Source organism: Agromyces sp. NPDC004153, from assembly GCF_053603635.1.
Genome location: NZ_JBSGFY010000001.1, coordinates 1706142 through 1722793, shown reverse-complemented (window position 1 = coordinate 1722793; position 16652 = coordinate 1706142). Strand labels below are relative to the sequence as shown.

9 protein-coding genes are annotated in these 16652 nt (G+C 71.8%); 4 read left to right on the top strand and 5 right to left on the bottom strand.

Annotated features, from left to right (window positions below):
• Positions 1-25: 25 nt before the first annotated feature.
• Positions 26-5236: a DNA/RNA non-specific endonuclease gene (locus tag ACWEOH_RS07930; protein ID WP_452029801.1), complete on the bottom strand. Its 5211-nt coding sequence runs from the start codon at positions 5234-5236 to the stop codon at positions 26-28.
• Positions 5233-7050 (bottom strand): trypsin-like serine peptidase, encoded by a 1818-nt coding sequence (locus ACWEOH_RS07925; protein ID WP_452029799.1) that lies wholly within the window; start codon positions 7048-7050, stop codon positions 5233-5235. The genes ACWEOH_RS07930 and ACWEOH_RS07925 overlap by 4 nt, the downstream gene beginning before the upstream one ends.
• Before the next feature lie 301 nt (positions 7051-7351).
• Here ACWEOH_RS07925 and ACWEOH_RS07920 point away from each other — a divergent pair, with 301 nt between their 5' ends.
• Together ACWEOH_RS07920 and ACWEOH_RS07915 are read left to right on the top strand one after the other, a co-directional pair.
• Positions 7352-8323 carry an acetylxylan esterase gene (locus tag ACWEOH_RS07920; RefSeq protein ID WP_452029797.1) on the top strand — a complete coding sequence of 324 codons (972 nt, stop codon included), beginning with the start codon at positions 7352-7354 and terminating at the stop codon, positions 8321-8323.
• Positions 8323-9252 (top strand): N-acetylglucosamine kinase, encoded by a 930-nt coding sequence (locus tag ACWEOH_RS07915; protein ID WP_452029795.1) that lies wholly within the window; start codon positions 8323-8325, stop codon positions 9250-9252. Before ACWEOH_RS07920 ends, ACWEOH_RS07915 begins: the two co-directional genes overlap by 1 nt.
• A gap of 45 nt (positions 9253-9297) precedes the next feature.
• Here ACWEOH_RS07915 and ACWEOH_RS07910 read toward each other — a convergent pair whose 3' ends face one another.
• Positions 9298-9762: an SRPBCC family protein gene (locus ACWEOH_RS07910; protein ID WP_452029793.1), complete on the bottom strand. Its 465-nt coding sequence runs from the start codon at positions 9760-9762 to the stop codon at positions 9298-9300.
• The gene (locus ACWEOH_RS07905; RefSeq protein WP_148732981.1) at positions 9759-10094 is read right to left on the bottom strand and encodes an ArsR/SmtB family transcription factor; all 336 of its coding nucleotides are present in this window, start codon (positions 10092-10094) and stop codon (positions 9759-9761) included. The genes ACWEOH_RS07910 and ACWEOH_RS07905 overlap by 4 nt, the downstream gene beginning before the upstream one ends.
• Positions 10095-10186: 92 nt before the next feature.
• On the opposite strand from ACWEOH_RS07905, the gene ACWEOH_RS07900 reads away from it, so the two are divergent.
• Positions 10187-13927 carry an SCO7613 C-terminal domain-containing membrane protein gene (locus ACWEOH_RS07900; protein ID WP_452029790.1) on the top strand — a complete coding sequence of 1247 codons (3741 nt, stop codon included), beginning with the start codon at positions 10187-10189 and terminating at the stop codon, positions 13925-13927.
• Positions 13928-13947: 20 nt separating this feature from the next.
• Here the strand turns inward: ACWEOH_RS07900 and ACWEOH_RS07895 are convergent, their stop codons facing one another.
• The gene (locus ACWEOH_RS07895; RefSeq protein ID WP_452031881.1) at positions 13948-15306 is read right to left on the bottom strand and encodes a pyridoxal phosphate-dependent decarboxylase family protein; all 1359 of its coding nucleotides are present in this window, start codon (positions 15304-15306) and stop codon (positions 13948-13950) included.
• Between the two features lie 349 nt (positions 15307-15655).
• Between ACWEOH_RS07895 and ACWEOH_RS07890 the strand changes: the two genes are divergently transcribed.
• Positions 15656-16549, top strand: coding sequence for a DNA/RNA non-specific endonuclease (locus ACWEOH_RS07890; protein WP_452029789.1), 894 nt, complete (start codon positions 15656-15658; stop codon positions 16547-16549).
• The last annotated feature ends 103 nt before the right edge of the window (positions 16550-16652 follow it).

Here is a 16652-nt window from a genome sequence, read left to right as displayed (position 1 = left end):
GCGTCGCATTGATCCGTCCAGGTCGCTACGCGATCACCTGCTCGAGTGATTCGAGCGGCACGAAGACGGGTTCCCCGGATGCCACGGCCTCCGTGCCGCGCTCGCTAGCTCCGAGGGGGTCCGCCGTGACGTAGGCATCGAGATCGAAGCCCGTCGCCTCGGCCAGGTCGGCGACCGCGAGCTGGAACGTGCGATACGGGCCGAGCACGAAGCCCTCGACCGCCTCGACCCGTGAACGCTTCTCGAGGAGTTCCCGGATGAGGTCGCCCTGGCTGAGGAGGTACGCCGTCGCGTGCAGCTTCTCGCCGCCAGCCGCCGGCATCACCACCAGCTTCCAGAATTCCCGGGGAACAGCCAGCCCCTCGACCAGTTCGGGGTCGTCGTCGCGGAGGATCGGGCCGGTGAACACGCACGCCTTGAAGCCCTCGGTCCGCGCGCTGTCGAGGATGTAGTTCTCAAGGCCCTGCCAGAGCTGCTTGCCCTGATTGAGCCGCGAATGCTGGAGCGCGGCATTCGTGTAGTGGAAGGTGTCGTCGTTCGCGCGCTTCGCGAGCTCGGTCACGTCGTCGATCGCGGTCGCCGCCGGGTCCCAGTTCGGGTCTTCACGTCGCACCATGTGGCCGCGGTCGAGTTCGGGATCGGCATAGTCCCGCTGCGTGAGCTGGTCGGCGATCGGGATCCGCTCGTCGAGGAACCACTTGTCGCCCGTCCGCTTGATCTTCACGGGATTCCCGCCGTCGAGGTTGACCGCGGTCACCAGCGGCTGCCGACGAGCCCGGTGGTACTTGACGCCGAAGTGCGTATACCGGAGCTCGAATGGCTGGGCCGGCACCTCGTCGCTCGGCACCGCGAGCGACCGCTCGAGCGCTTCGGGGATGCCCGGCCAGGGCGCGGCGAGATCCTGGCCGAGGAAGGACGCGTCGTACCCGGCTCGGTCGGCGAAGTAGTCGGCGTCGTGCGAGCCGTCCCGGGCGGCCTCGGCGTCCGCAGGCGCCATCAGCGACGCACCGGGCACGAACACCGGGCGCTCCCCGGCTGCCAGCCTTCGCAGGGTCCCCACGCCGACCGCGCTGTTCTCGACGCCGTACAGTCCGGCGAAGTGGAGCCCGACGACCTTCCCGTCCTCGAGGCTGATCAGGGGAGAACCCGAGTTGCCACCGAGGCTCGTGCAGTCGTGCGTCAGGGCCTTCCGGCCGCCCAACCCCTGCATGACGAAGCCGGGTGCGAATCGCTTCACTTCGTACAGGTCCTTGAAGTACCGGGCCTGGTCATCGGGGTCGTTGCGCGGGTCGTAGGCGGGGTAGCCGATGAGGGCCACTCGCTGGCCGGCTTCCGCCTCGGCCTCCGCGAGCTGGAGCGCGGAGGGCAGGTCGTCTCCTATGATGCGCAGGAGTGCGACATCTGGAGCCATGTCGTCGGCGAGGTAGAGGATCCCGGTGACCTCGACCGGCTGCGCGTCACCGGGATTCGACCCGACCTCCTCCTCGAAGTCGATCTCCGCCCCGTATCGCAGGCCCGTGGTGGGTGAGCGCAGGAAGACGCCACTCCCGTCCGCCCCGCGGGCCGCGACGATCTTGGCGACGTGCCGATTGGTCGCGATGATGCGGCTCGCCGCGTCGTCCGCGCCGATGATCCAGCCCGTGCCGCCCCAGGCCATCGAATGGTTGACGAACTCGACGCGACCGACCGACTTCACGCTCGGCTCGACGCCCTTGATGCGGGCGCCCGTATCGGCCGCGAACTCGGGGAGGGGCTCGAGCTCGACCGCGCCGTTCCGGACGACGAGGGGCGGCCGGCCGACCCTCCTGACGATCGCCTCCAGGGCATCGAGCCCGACGACGGCCTCGAGGTCGTCACCGCCGCCCACTCGCTCGGCCGCCGGCTCTGGAATGACGCCGGACGGGATGCGGCCACCGGCGACGGCGTCCTGGATCGCCGCCCTCAACTCCGGCGAACGGGAGAGCCGCGTACGGATGCTCTCGAATCGGCGTTCCTCGTCGGTCATGGTCGTCCCCCTTGTTTGCGTACTCTGCATTCCGGGCCCGACGCGTGGTGCGCGTGGGCTCCGTCCCGGCGGCCGACCGCGGCGGGTCCGTGGCGTTGCGAGCAGCACCGCGAGTTCCGGCACGAAGGCCGATGGGATGTTCCGCCGCAGCAGCACTGCGGCAGCAGCCACGGCGTCGCCGGCCTCCGCCGCCTGCGCCGCGGTGTCGATCGCGTCCGGGGAGCGCTTCCGGAACAGGTCCAGCACGTCGACGTCGGGTGAAGTCAGATGCCAGGCCGCGAGCTGTGCGGTGGCGCGGTCGGATGCGTCGGCCGCGGCCTCCAGTGCCGCGATGCGATCGGCCATCGTGACGTCGACCGTCCGGTCCCACCCCCGAGGCGCCGCCGTCGTCCCGTACGACCAGGCGCCCGCGATGGAGCGACGCCAGCGCTCGGCGGAGCGCGCGACGAGATTGAGGTCGCGGTCGCGCCGCAGGTAGCCGGCTGCGCCGATCAGCTCGGCGAACAGCCCGAGGTCCGTGAGGCTCTGCAGGGCGTGCGACGCCGTGCTGTCGACGTAATCGCGCCACGGAGACGACCGGTGCGGCGGGAGGTTGCCGAGCTCGTCGAGGCGGGCCTGCACCGCTGTGGCGTACTCGCGCAGGTGCTCGTGCCCTGGCAGCAGGCTCATCGTTCCGACCAGGTCGGAGAACGGTGAGAGCACCGCGAGCGATCGAGCGAGGACGACCGGCGGGTCGGCGTCACCGACGTCCAAGGGTCCGGTCCGTGCGGTGATCCGCGACCAGCCCGCCGCCGCGGCAGGTCCGCGATCGCTCGGGACACCCTGTACGACCGATTGCTCGGTGCTGCCCCACTGGTCGGCAGCCGCGGCGACGGCGTCGAGGCGTGGAGTGCGGGTCTCCGACGAGATCCCCGCGCGCTGGAGCGCGAACCGCAGCGCGGCCCCCGTCAGGCCCGCCATCGACGGCTCCGACGCCAGGTCGGCGACGCGAACCCCCAGTGCCTCCTCGTCCCGAAGCACCCTGCTGGCCGCGTCGAAGTCGAACTCAGCCCCCATCTCCAGTCGGCAGAGGGTGTCGAGCCGCGCGCGTTCGAACTGCTCGCCGAGCGGCGCCGCCGTGCGATGCCAGCCGCCCTGACGATCGAGCAGCCTTCGTGCCTCCGACCAGCGCCCAGACCGCCAGAGGAACGTGAGCGCCACGTCTGCATCGGAGCTCTTGGGGTCGAAGACCGCATCGACGAAGGCCCGGTCGTAGACGTAGTTGCCCTCGAGCCAGTCGGAGCGGTCGTTCATCGATCGCAGCTCCCGCGCGGCATTCACGTCGAGGGCGGCGCCGCGCTCGACGCGATGCTCGCCCCGGAAGACCCTCGATCGATCCCCCTGGCTCCGGTGCACCACGTCCTGGGCCGCTTCCGGCAGCTCGGCCGTGGTGATCGCATCGAACTGGGCCAGTACCAACGGATCGACGAGCGGTACCTCGGGGTCACGGCGCATGAGCTGGAGCCGGTGGTAGGCCGCCTCGATCTCCGACCATGGCTCGGAGCGTGCGTCGAACCAGCGTGCCGCGGATCGGTCGATGCGCGCCGACCTGGCGGGAGCCGAGTCGTACAGGAGCGGGAGGAGGACGGCGCGCATGTCCGATCGGTGCCGGACGAAACCCGTGGCGAGCGGATCGGGCTCGACGAGCCAGTGCTGGCCTGCGAGGCCCTGGAACAACGCCTCGGCGCGTGTGGCCGAGAGCTTCGCCAGCCCGACCTGGGGCGCGATGACCTCACGGATCACGTCGGCGTTGATGCGACGGACGACGAGCCCCGGGTTCGCGAGCTTCCGCAGGTCGGGGTCGTCGATCCGAGAGAGCACGAACCGGTACAGGTACGCGAGGGTCATGTCGCCTCGAAGCGCGACGTTCTCCACCGCGCGTGCGCCGTGCTCGTTCGCGATCTTCGCGGCGAGTCGAAGCGCCAGCGGGTTCCCCTTTGCGACCGTGCGGATCACGTCGTAGGCAGACGGATCGACGCCCAGGCTCGCGAGCAGCCGTTCGGCACTGACGTCGTCGAGTCCGGTGAGCGGAAGCTCGTCGCCGATCCGATCGGGCACCGTCTCGAGCGCCCGGCCCCGCCCCGCACCGACGACCGCGAATGGGACCTGCGAGAAGGCGACCAGTTGGTCGAGCCAGGCGAAGAGACGTCCTGGATGGGTCTCACCTCGTCCGCGCAGGACCTCCAGCGTGTCGAGCACGAGGAAGACGCGGCGCGGAGGGCGGGTGAGCGCATTGGCAAGGGCGAACCCCAGGTCCTCGGGCACCAGTTCGGCGCGGTCTCCCTTGAGCGACCGCGTGTTCGGCTCCGCCGCCGCAGCATGCTGTCGTGCCTGCTGTATCCCCGCCTCCGCGCCCGGCACCTGCGCAGAGACCTGCCTGGCGAACTCCAGCGTCAGTCCGGCCGCATCCTGCACGTCGAGACCCGCCCGGTCGAAGTCGAACCGGACGACGACCCATTCCGGGTGGTCGAGCAACCGCGCCGCGACCTCCTCGAGGAGGGTCGACTTGCCGACGCCCGGCAGACCTTCGATGTACATGGCGCGAACCCGGTCGCCGCGCTCCGCGGCGTCGAGCCAACGGGAGATCCGAGCCAGCTCGGCTTCGCGTCCGAAGAATCCCCGACGGCGAAGGGCTCGTGCCGAGGCGAGGAGATCGAGGCGTGTGAGCGCCGCCCTGACCTCCGGCAGCCGCTCGTGCTCGGGCGCGATCGCCCCCGCCCGGCCCAGGCCGACCATGAGGCGCTCCAGCGTTTCCCGGTCCTCGCGTGCGTCGATCGCCGTGGACACGCTCGCGGCATCGAAGATCCCCGCGCCGGCGATGGCGTCCAGCAGGTCCTTGGTGGGTCCGTCGACCGGGGTCGTCGACCTCCGGGTCACGGCCTGCTCGAGCTGGCCGGAGTCCGCCAGGGCGTCGAGCGTTCGACGGCGCTCGGCACCCCGCATGAGCCACCGACCGGATGAGGCGGCCGTCGGCGGTTCGCACGCCTGCGAGAGCTCGGCCGCGATTGCCGCGAGCTGAGGTGGATCGACCGCAGCGATCCCATCGATGCTCCTGAGTGCCTCCACGGGATCGAACGGACCGGAGAGCGCGGCATACCTGCGCGCCTGGTCGACACCATGGGCGACGACGGCGAGGTGTCGTTCCTCGGCTCGAGTCCCGTCCGGCCCCGACGGGAGGTCGCGATCGGTCATCCTGCACCACCGCGAGAGCGGAGGAACTGCAGGTAGTCCTGCAACGCGGCGACCACAGTCGGGAAGTCGACATCGTCGTAGGCACCGTTGAACGATGCGAGGCCTTGGAGCGCCAGATCGGCCTGGAGCTGGACCTCCCCGGGGGCGACCCCGCCCGCGAGTTCTTCGCCGGCGCGCGTAAGGCAGTCGAGGAGGTCGTCCCGGGTGAACGTGCCGATGTAGTCGACGACGAGGCCTGCCGGTCCATCGCCGTCCGCCGCGGCGGGGCTCGAGAACTCGAGTCCTGCGAGCGGAACGGTCTCCAGCCCGGTCACGACCAGGCGGATCCGTGGTTGTGCGAGGCATGCCGCGATCAGGCCCTCGAGCTGGAGCCGGGCCGATTCCACGAGCACGAGGGAGGGGTTGTCGATGAAGAACCAGACGGTGCGACCCGCCTCGGCTGCAGCCTCGTTCACCGCAACCACGAGCCGCGTCGCCAGCTCTCGCGCGGCAGCCTCCGGCGCGGCCTGCTCGGCATCGACTCCGCCGGGCGAGTCGACGGCGGCGAGGGTGAATCCCATGCGCTGGACCCGCTCCGAGATATCGGACACCAGGTCGGCGATCGGTTGGTCGAGGGGAATCCGCACCACGACGTGTTCGCCGCCACGCCGCATCAACAGCTCGCTGAGGATCCGGTACGAGAACCCGAGGCCGGTCTCGTCCGCATCGGCCGGCCGCCGCCGCATCACGCGAACCCCGCGCACCCTGGCGTTCTCCTTCCCGGCCTCCGCGACCGCATCGGCGAAGAGGTCGCGGCCGATCACGAGCTGCGTGGTCTGGCCGTCGAGATGCCAGACCGCCCGAGGGGCGATGTCCGCCGCGATGAGTTCGGCGAGGTCGTCGCGGAACCGGGTCAGCGGGACGAGACGACCCTGCTTGACGTTCTTCCCCTGGTGGGACATCCGCACACCGCCCTGATGCAGGCCCAGCAGCTGGAATCGATGATCGAAGCACGCGCCGCCCGATGATCCGGCGGCGGTCTTGACGTCGTGGTACAGCCGCGAGGAGACATTGCGGATCTTCCACGTCGTACCGTCTGCCAGTTCGAGGTCCTCACCGTTGGGGAAGTCGAGGAGGAACACCTTGGATCTCGAGACGACCTCCGGCGCATGGTCGGGCAGTCGCGCGAATCCCAGATGGCGTGCCGCAGGCGTCTTCAGCGACAGGAGGGCGACGTCGTGCCGACTGACGACCTCCGCGTCGTTCCTGGGCGCCCGGTCGTTCCACTCGTCGTCGCCGCACGGCGACGCGTACGAGGGAGGGATGGCCGCCTCATGCCGGCTTCCGTCTGCCAGCCTCACGGTGACGATCGGCTCAGGAACCTGGTCGATGCCCGGACCCTTGAGACGCACGACATGCCACGCCGTGAGCACGAGCCCGGGACCGACCAGGCAGCCCGACCCCTTGAACGTGTTGTCCACCTCGATCCGACAACGGAAGGTCTTGGCCCGTTCGAGGAACTTGATCATTTCGTCGATGTCGAGCCGCCCGGCAAACCCGGCTTCGGCCTCGGGTACAGCCGCTCGCGGGGTGGCCGCACCGATCTCTACGCCGCGCGCGTGCATGGCCCCTTCGAATGCCTCGAGCAGCCCTGCATCGCGCAGGAGCTCGACGGTGAACTCCGCGGGGTCCGCACCCCGCAATTCGGCCACGGCCGCGAGCGCCCGGAGGTCGGCCGGGGCGTCGGCGCGGTTCTGCTGGATCGCCTTCAGCGCCTCGTCGGCGGCAGCGGGGGCAGCACGAACGGCCTCGACGAGTTCATCCTCATTCGCCATCGCCGACCCCTCACCTGTGCGAAGCCGGGGGTCGTGCCCGTACTCGCGCGGGCTTCCTGGATCGCCCGACAATCTCGTCGAGCGGCGGAAGAACGGTTCCCCCGAGCCGTCATCCGCTGATGCCGCACCACGGCATATGCGCGAGCGCATTGTCGTGATGAATCCTCGATTCATGAGTACGCCACGTCGCTCGACCAGCGCAAGGCCCCGGTGCGGGGGTCACGCGGGCTTCACGCGAGGCGACGGGGAGCCGTCCGCTACGCTGACCCTCGCCGCCCCGCGCGTCCGACGAAGGATCACCGTGCCCCGTTTCGACCTGCCCCCTGACGAGCTCCGCGCGTATCGCCCCGAGGTCGCGGAGCCCGCGGACTTCGACGAGTTCTGGTCGTCGACGATCGCCGATTCCCGCGCGCTCGCGGCCGCGCCGCGCCTGACGCGAGTCGACTCCCCGCTCAGCGCGTTCGAGGTGTACGACGTGTCGTTCAGCGGGTTCGGCGGCGACGCCGTGGGCGGCTGGTTCATCGTGCCGGCCGGCGTCTCCGGCCCGCTCCCGACGGTGGTCGAGTACAACGGCTACGGCGGCGGGCGCGGCCTGCCGCACGAGCGGCTCGCATGGGCGGCATCCGGCCGTGCGTACTTCTTCATGGACACTCGCGGCCAGGGCAGCATGTGGGGGACCGGCGGCGCAACACCCGACCCGCACGGCGCCGGACCGGCCGTGCCGGGCTTCATGACCCGCGGCATCGAGGACCCGGCGGCCTATTATTACCGCCGCGTGTTCACCGACGCGCTGCTCGCGATCGATGCCGTCCGTTCGCTCGACGCCGTGGACGCCGCCCGGGTCTCGGTGTGCGGCGGCAGTCAGGGCGGTGGGATCGCGATCGCGGCGGCCGGGCTCACCGCCGGCCTCGTCGGCGCAATGCCCGAGGTGCCCTTCCTCTGCCACTTCGAGCGCGCCGTCGGCATGACCGACCGGGATCCGTACCAGGAGATCGTGCGGTACCTCGCCGTGCACCGCGACGCGTCGGCGCGCGTGTTCGCGACGCTGTCGTACTTCGACGGCGTGAACTTCGCGAAGCGCGCGACCGCGCCGGCGCTGTTCTCGGCCGGAATCATGGACCAGGTCTGCCCGCCGTCCACGGTGTACGCCGCCCGCAACCACTGGGCCGGCGGCACCGCCGACATCGTGGACTACGCGTTCAACGGCCACGAGGGCGGGGCCGGCGCCCACTGGCCGAGGCAGGCGGCGTGGCTCGGTGCGAGGATGGCCTGATGGCGACGTCGTCGCTCGCGATCGACGCGGGCCAGTCGGGCATTAAGGTACGCCACGCGGATGCCGCGGGCGCGAGCGAGTGGGCGGGCCCCGGCATCCGCACCGACCTCCCGCTGCTCCCGCAGCTCGCCCGTGTGATCGAGCAGGCGCTCGAGCAGGACCGCACCGCGCAGACGGTCGGCCTCGGCGTCTCGGGACTCACCGACGACGTGGCCGACGCGGGCTACCTGCTCGCGGCCGCGGCGCCGTTCGGCGTCCGGGAGATCCACCTCGCGCACGACTCGATCACCGCCTACCTCGGCGCATTGGGTGACGAGCGCGGTGCCGTCGTCGCGTCCGGCACCGGGGTGGTGACGCTCGCCGTCGGTCGCACCGAAATCGCGCGGGTCGACGGCTGGGGCTACCTCATCGGCGACGCCGGCAGCGGGTACTGGCTCGGTCGCGCCGCACTCGACGCCGTCATGCGCGCACACGACGGGAGAGGTCAGCCGACGGCGCTCACCCCGGTCGTCACGGCGGACTTCCCCGACCTCGAGCGGGCGTACATCGACCTGCAGTCCGATCCCGAGCGGGTCGGACGCATCGCTGCATACGCGCGGCCCGTCGCGGACCTCGCTGAGACCGATGCCGTCGCCGGGGCGATCGTCGTGGCCGCGGGGCGCGAGCTCGCGGCATCCGTCGTCGCCGGCCTTCGCCGGGTGGGCGAAGCGGATGCCGCCGCGGCCCGCGTGCGCGGGATCGGCGGCGTCTTCGGCGGCACCGCGCTCGCCTGTGCGTTCACGGCGTCCGTCTTCGAGCTCGTGCCGGACGCCGACGTCCGCATCGGGGAGGCGCACCCGCTCGACGGCGCCGCCGCGCTCGCCGGGGTGGCCCCGACGAGCGCGCTGTCGGCGCACATCGCGACGGCGTCTACGCCGACCGCGGGTTGAGGACCGCCGGCGAAGCCGACGCGTCTCGAAGCCCGCTTCGCCCGACTACGCCCGCGTGAGGAACGCCTCGATGCGGTCGAACGCGCCGACCCACACCATGGTCGAGAAGAAGTCGCGGATCTCGGGCGTCGGGAAGCCGGTCTGCTCGACGGTGACGAGGGTGCCCGCCTCGATCGCCTCGAAGGTGACGACGACGTGCGTGGTCATGGTCTGCCCGCTCGGGTCGCTGCCCGACGACTCGGTGACGAGCCGGTGCGGGCGGTCGATCTCGAGGAACACTTGCTCCTCGCGGAACAGCGTGTCGCGGTTCGGACCCCACACCGCGACCTGCCTGCCGCCGACCCGGAGGTCGACCTCGATCTCGACGACGCCCGGCTCCTCGTCGAGGATCGAGTACCAGATCTTCTGCTTCTCGGCGTCGGTGTAGGCGTCGAAGACCTCCTCCGGCGTCGCCGGGAGCTCCCGCGTCATCCGCAGCCCGATGGTCTCGCTCGTGTCGATGTCGCTCATGATTCCGTTCCCTTCCTGAGGGTGAAATAGACCTGGAGGCCGTCGAGCCGGCGCTCCCAGAGTCGCTGGTAGAAGCTGATCCATGCCATCGCGTCGTCCAAACGCTCGGTGCCGAGCTGGACCTGCCGCACGCGGCCGACCTTCTCGGTGGTGACGAGGCCGGCGGCCTCGAGCACGTCGACGTGCTTGCGGATGCCGGTGAGCGTCATGCCCGCCGGCTCGGCCAGCTCGGTGATCGTCGCCGGGCCGTCGCCGAGGCGCGTCAGGATGTTGCGCCGCGTCTCGTCGGCGAGGGCGGCGAACGCCCGATCGAGTGCCTGTTGCTGAACCATGTGGTTCAGTATACAACACTGAACCGATGAGTTCAATATTCGGATGCCGCGAGCTCACGCGCCCGTCTCCCGCGCATGAATAGACTGCGCGAATGGCCACCCGATGGAGCGAGCTCACCGTCCGCTACCTGCGCGATACCGCACAGTGCCCCCGGTGCGACGCCGAGCTCCTCGGAGCCTCGACCTGCCCGGAGTGCCGGGCCGATCTGGGCGGCGCGGCCGGCGCCGAATTCCGGGCGGCCTCGCAGCGTGCCGCCGACGCATTGGAGGAGCGCGACCGGTACATCGCGGCGCTGCCGACGATCTCGGCCGTCGCCGCTTTCGTGGCGACCGCGGGAGCTGCCGCCTCGCCATCGGCTGCGCGCACGCCCGACGCGGGGACGTCGGAGCAGCCGTCGGCGGTCGTCGACCATCCCGCGTCGGTCGCGGGCGCTCCCGCGTCGCAGGTCAGCGTGCCGTCGGTCCTCGCCGTGGCCGGCGCGGGGCTGATCGCGGTCGCCGCTGTGGTCTTCGCTTTGCTGAATCCCGATGTCGGATTCGCGATGCGGACCTCGGTGATCGCGGCCGTGACCGTCGTGTTCGTCGCGGGCGCCTGGCTGCTGCGGCGTCGCGGGGTGACGTTCTCGGCCGAAGCCATCGGCTCGCTCGGCCTCGTCTTCCTCGCCCTCGACGCCCAGGCGGCCTCGGAGCTCGTCCCGTACGCGGACGCATGGTCGTACGCGGCGCTCGGGACCCTGGCGGGCTCGTTGGTGCTGCTCGCCCTCGCGTGGTTCGCCCGCATCCGGGTGTGGCTCTGGGCCGCCGGGGTCGGGCTGACCCTCGTGCCGGCGTTCCTCGGCTACTCCGCGGGCGGTCAGGGCGTGGTGATGGGCCATGTGGGCGTCGTCGCGGTCGTGCTCGCGGTGCACGTGCTCGTCGACCGGCTGGCGCCGCGGTTCGCGAGCCCGCTCCGAGCCGAGCACACGACGCTGGGCGTGCTGCAGCTCATCGCGACGCTCCTGGCCGTCGGCCAGCTCCCGTTCCTCGGCGCGACCGAGGTCGGCGACACGTTCTTCCGGGCGGCGGTGATGCTCACCCTCGCGCTCGGCGCCGCCCTCGGTGCGGCCCACGTCGCCAGGCGCGGATGGAGCTTCGTCGCCGGCGGACTCGCCGCGGGCGGAGTCGCCGTGCTTCCGCTCGCACTCGTGACGCTCGATCCGTCGTGGTCGACCACGCTCGTTCCCGCCGGAGCGGCCGCGGTGGTGGCCGGGACGGGGGTGCTGGGCAACGGCGTACGAGGTCCGATCCGGGCACGGGCGGCCCAGGCCGGCGCGCTGTCCGTCCTGCTCCTCCTCCTCGTGCCCGCGTCCCTCATCGCGACCACGACGATCGTCCGCGTCCCGCTCGATGCAGCCGCGGAGATCCTCGACACCGGCACGGCCGCCCGCTTCGTCGCCGGAACGACGTCCGAGATCGCCGCCGCCCTCGGCCTCCTCGTCGCCGCCGTCGGCATCGCCGCGCTCGCCTGGTTCACTCGGCGAGCGGCGCTCGCGTCGGAGAGCAGGTTCCCGGTCCACATGCTCTGCCTCGCCTCGTGGCTCGGGGTGGCGGCTGCACTCACCGTGGTCGCGTGGCACGGGCTCACCCCACTTTCGCGGTCCATGATCGGGATCGGCATCGCGGTGCTGGCGACGCTCGTCGTCGTGACGCCACGATCGCGGTTCGCGTCGGCGGGGTCCGCGGTGCGGGCGCCCTTCGTCGTGCTCGCGCACGTCGGACTGGTCGAGGCCGCACTCGTCACGTGGACCGAGGCGTGGATCACGGTTCCCGTCGGCGTGGTCGCGATCGCGGCGGCCCTGCTCGTCGCCCGGTGCGCCCCGCGGGTCCTCCTGCCCGTGTACGTCGGCGTGGCGTTCGGCTACGGGCTCGTCCTCGTGGGCACCGCGCTCGACCTCGCCGGGCTCGAGACGATTCCGGTGCTGTGCCTCACGACGACGGTGGCGTCGCTCGGCGCACTCGTCGCCACGCTCGTCCGGCGGGTCGAACCACCCGAGTGGTACGCCATCCTCATCGTCACGGCGATCCCCTTCCTGATCGGCGTGGCCACGGTCGTCTGGGAGCGCAGCGGATGGACCGCGCTCTCGACCGGCGTCACGTTCCTCCTGGCCCTCACGCTCGTCATCACCCGTCGGCCGGGGCTCAACGCGGTCGTGCGGAGCGGAGCGGCAGCGCTGCTCGTGCCCTCGCTCGCCGTGGTCGTCGTGTGCCTCGGCGCGGAGTTCCTCGAGATCAGCGGCGCTCCCGTGACGCTTCCGATCATCGCCGGGATCGTCGCCATCACCCTGTCGGCGATCGCCCGGCTCGCGAGCGAGCTTCGGCGTCGCGGCCTCGGCCTCGCCCAGGCCGCCGCGGTCACGGTCGCGATCGAGTCGTCGGCGCTCGTGACCGGCGCCATCGCGGTGCTGCTGGCACTCGTGCGCGAGGCGGCCGGGCTCGGGACCGCCACGGCGGTGTTCGTCCTGATCGGCTTGGGCGGTGCCGGCGCGCGGGCGCTCGCCGGGCGACGTTACGGCTGGTGGCTCGCCGGGGCGAGCTGGACCGGAGCGCTGTGGTGCGTCTGGGCGATGCTCGGCATGGTCGTGGTCGAGCCCTACACGCTCCCACCCGCCATCGCCGCCGGGGTCGTCGCGGCGGCCCTCGTCGCGAGCGGGCGCACCGGCGTCGGGCTCTTCGCCGCCGCGATCGCGTGCGGTCTGCTGCCCTCACTCGTCGCGCTGGCCTGGGTCGGCAACGGTGGTGCCGACGTGCCATGGCGCCTGATCGGCCTGCTCGCGGCATCCGTTGCGCTGCTCGTCGTCGGCGGCGCGCTCACGCCGGGCCGAGACGGCGACCGACGACGCCTCGACGGCCTCCGACTTCCGCTCCTGCTCGGGTCGATCGCCGCCGCCGCCGCGGGCCCCGTCCAGGCGGTCCGCCTCGGCCTCGGCGTCGATCCGTCGCCGACGGCGGACCCCGATCTCGTCATGCTCCCGGCGCTCGGCCTCTCGGTCGCCGGTGCCGGGCTCGCCGCGGCGGCGGCGTGGCTGGTGGGCGTCGGTGCACGTCGTGTCGAGCCGCCGACCCGCCTCGAGGTCCGCCTCCGAGCGACGCGCTGGCTGCTCGCCCCGGCCGCCGTGTACCTCGTCGCCGGACCGATCACGGCGATCCGACCGGACTGGGTCGCGATCTGGACGCTCTGGGCGCTCATGGCGGGGCTGCTCGTCACCGCGCTCGTGGCGGTCGGGACCGCACTGCGGCGTCGTCCCGTGCTCCCGCCCTTCGCGTTCCTCTACGCCCTGGCGTGGATCACCGGCGTGACCGCGTGGAGCATGCGCGACCTGCGCGTGGAGTTCTTCTCGCTGCCACTCGGCGTCACGGTGCTGGCGGCGGGGATCATGGCGATGCGACCCGCCGCGATCGACGTGCGCCCGACGCTCGCGTCGTGGCCGATCGGCTTCCGCGGGTCCTGGCGGCTGCTCGCCCCCGGGATCGTGCTGACACTCCTGCCGTCGGTGCTCGCGACCGGGACCGACCCGCAGCTGTACCGGCCCATCATGGTGATCGCATTGGCGCTCGCCGCCATCCTCATCGGCTCGTCGAGGAAGCTCGCCGCGCCCTTCATCCTCGGGATCGCAGTGCTCCCGGTCGAGAACGTGGTCGTGTTCGCGGCGCAGCTCGACCGCACGGTGGGAGCGATGCCGTGGTGGATCACGCTCGCCACCGCCGGTGCGGTGCTGCTCACGATCGCGGTCGGCTACGAGCGCCGGAGCGCGCAGGGGCTCGGGGTGGCGGCTCGGTTGCGCGAACTCGAGTAGCCCGCGGCATCCGCTCGGGCTCAGCTCATCGTGTCGAGGATCGCCACCAGCTGCTCGAACGTCGTCGTCGGGTTCACGATCGCGAAGCGCGTGTTCGTGCGGCCCGCGTGCGAGCTGGGCGTGACGAACGCGCGCTGCTCGTCGAGCAGGCGCGCCGACCAGCGGTCGTAGTCGGCCTTCGTCCAGCCCTCGCGCTCGAAGACGACCACCGAGAGCTGCGGCTCGCGCACGAGGCGGAAGCCGTCGCGCGACGAGATCTCGCGGGCGATGTCCTGGGCGAGCTGGAGCGAATGCGAGATGGCCTCGCGGTAGGCCGCCGCGCCGTGCGTCGCGAGGGAGAACCAGAGCGGCAGTCCGCGAGGCCGGCGCGTCAGGTGCGCGGCATAGTCCGACGGGCTCCACTCGCTCGTCTCGGTGAGCGTGTCGAGGTACTCGGCGTGCTGCGTGTGCGCGCGGCGTCCGGTCTCGGGGTCGCGGTAGATGAGCGCGCACGCGTCGAAGGGTGCGAACAGCCACTTGTGCGGGTCGACGATGACGGAGTCGGCGCGCTCGACGCCCGCGAACCGGTCGCGCGCGAGCGGCGAGAGCATCGCCGCGAGGCCGTAGGCGCCGTCGACGTGCAGCCAGAAGTCGTGCTGGTCCTTCAGCGCGGCGATCGAGGCGATGTCGTCGACGATGCCGAAGTTCGTCGAGCCCGAGGTGGCCACCACGGCGAACACGGATGCCCCGTGCTCCTCGAGTGCGGCGCGCACGGCGTCGCCGCGCAGCATCCCGTCCTCCCCGGGGGCCACGGGCACGACGTCCACGTCCATGACGCGCGCCGCGGATGCGATCGACGAGTGCGCCTCGGCGCTGCACACGACCTTCCAGCGGCCCGGGGCATCCGTGCCGGCCTCGTGCAGCGTCGCGCGGGCGTGCTCGCGGGCGGCGACGAGCGCCGAGAGGTTGCCGAGCGTGCCGCCCTGCACGAACACGCCGCCGGCGGTGGCGGGCAGGCCGAACTCGTTCGCGAGCCAGGCGAGCACCTCGTTCTCGGCGTAGACGGCGCCGGCGCCCTCGAGCCACGAGCCGCCGTAGAGGGCGCTTGCCGACACGACGAGGTCGAACGCGATCGCGGCCTTGGTGGGCGCGGTCGGGATGAACGAGAGGTACTGCGGGTGGTCGGTCGTGATGCACGCGGGCGCGAGCACGTGCTCGAACAGCGACAGGGCGCGGCCGGCGCCGATGCCGCGCTCGTCGATCGTGCGGCCGGCGAGCCGCGCGAGCTCCGCTTCGCTGCTCGGCTTGTCGAGAGGGGTGTCGTTCGAGAGCATCCGGCGACGGGAGTAGTCGAGCACGAGGTCGACGAGGCGGGTGGTCTCGCTCGAGACCTCGTGCATGCGGGTCGGGTTCGACGTCAGGGGCTCGGCGTGCACGCGGCATCCTCTCGCTCGGCGCGGGTGGGGGTTCGTGGGGGCAGCCAGCAGCGTGTCATACGTCGGCCCGTCCGCAAAATTCGCGAGCGATCGCTGCGCAATGCGCACGCAACAGCCGCAGAAGGCGCGATCGACGCAATGGACTGCGGTACTCGTGGAGATTCCGCGCGAGCGCCCCAGGCGTGGTCCGACGTGCGTTCCCGCACCGACTCCGTGCAGCCCCTGATGCCGGTTCCACCCCGAGGGGGTAGACCTGTCCTGAGGAACCCTCAGAGTCGTGGGCCCGGCGCGGCCCGGAGCACGGAGGCACATCATGGACATCGACGAGCGATCGACGAAGACCCGCGCGGACGTGACCGGCGCGGACGTGACCGGCGCACCGGACGTCCCGCCCGACGCCGCGACGGGCGAGGCCGCAGGCTTCGACCCCGGATTCCTGGGCGTGCCGGCGACGATGCCGACGATGCCCGACCCGCAGGCCGCGGCATCCGTCGAGCTCGCCTACGAGCACTTCACGGTGATGCTCGACACCACGCGCCGCTTCGCGGGCGTGACCGGCGTGAACATCGACGGCACCCGGCTCGTGCAGGTGCCGCGCGACGACCGCTGGGTCTTCGACGACCGGATCCCCGAGGAGTTGCAGGCCGGACCCGAGGTCTACGCCGACAACGACCTCGACCGCGGGCACCTCGTGCGCCGGAACGACCCGGTGTGGGGCGAGCCCGCCGAGGCGGCACGGGCGAACACCGACACGTTCATGTTCACGAACGCGGCGCCGCAGGCGTCGGGATTCAACCAGTCGCGGGAGCTCTGGCTCGGCCTCGAGGACCACGTGCTCGAGCACGCCCGGGTCCACGACCTGAAGCTCAGCGTGTTCACGGGTCCCGTGCTCGCCGACGACGACCCGCCGTACCGGGGCATCCGGATCCCGCTTCGGTTCTGGAAGGTCGCGGCCTGGCACGACGGCACGGGCCTCGCCACCACGGGGTTCGTGGTCGACCAGTCGCCGCTCGTCGACGTCGACAAGCTGCCGCGCGAGCTCGGCGCGGTGCCGCCGCTCGGGCCGTTCCGGACGTTCCAGGTGCGCATCGCCGACATCGTCGCGCTGACCGGGCTCAGCATGCCCGACCTCGTCGCCGCCGAGCACCTGCCACGCGGCGTCGAGGGCTGGCGCGCCATCGGGACGCCCGCGGACATCCTCGTCTGAGGACACGGACCGACCGTCGGCATCCGACCGGACCGGGGGGACCGGTCGGATGCCGGCGGTTCCGCGCGGGCGGGGCTCAGCGCCTCGGCGGTTCGCGTGCGAG

Coding starts and splice junctions, on each gene's coding strand:
- ACWEOH_RS07930 (WP_452029801.1), bottom strand. CDS start 5,236: ATGACCGATCGCGACCTCCCGTCGGGGCCGGACGGGACTCGAGCCGAG.
- ACWEOH_RS07925 (WP_452029799.1), bottom strand. CDS start 7,050: ATGGCGAATGAGGATGAACTCGTCGAGGCCGTTCGTGCTGCCCCCGCT.
- ACWEOH_RS07915 (WP_452029795.1), top strand. CDS start 8,323: ATGGCGACGTCGTCGCTCGCGATCGACGCGGGCCAGTCGGGCATTAAG.
- ACWEOH_RS07910 (WP_452029793.1), bottom strand. CDS start 9,762: ATGAGCGACATCGACACGAGCGAGACCATCGGGCTGCGGATGACGCGG.
- ACWEOH_RS07905 (WP_148732981.1), bottom strand. CDS start 10,094: ATGGTTCAGCAACAGGCACTCGATCGGGCGTTCGCCGCCCTCGCCGAC.
- ACWEOH_RS07900 (WP_452029790.1), top strand. CDS start 10,187: ATGGCCACCCGATGGAGCGAGCTCACCGTCCGCTACCTGCGCGATACC.
- ACWEOH_RS07895 (WP_452031881.1), bottom strand. CDS start 15,306: ATGCACGAGGTCTCGAGCGAGACCACCCGCCTCGTCGACCTCGTGCTC.
- ACWEOH_RS07890 (WP_452029789.1), top strand. CDS start 15,656: ATGGACATCGACGAGCGATCGACGAAGACCCGCGCGGACGTGACCGGC.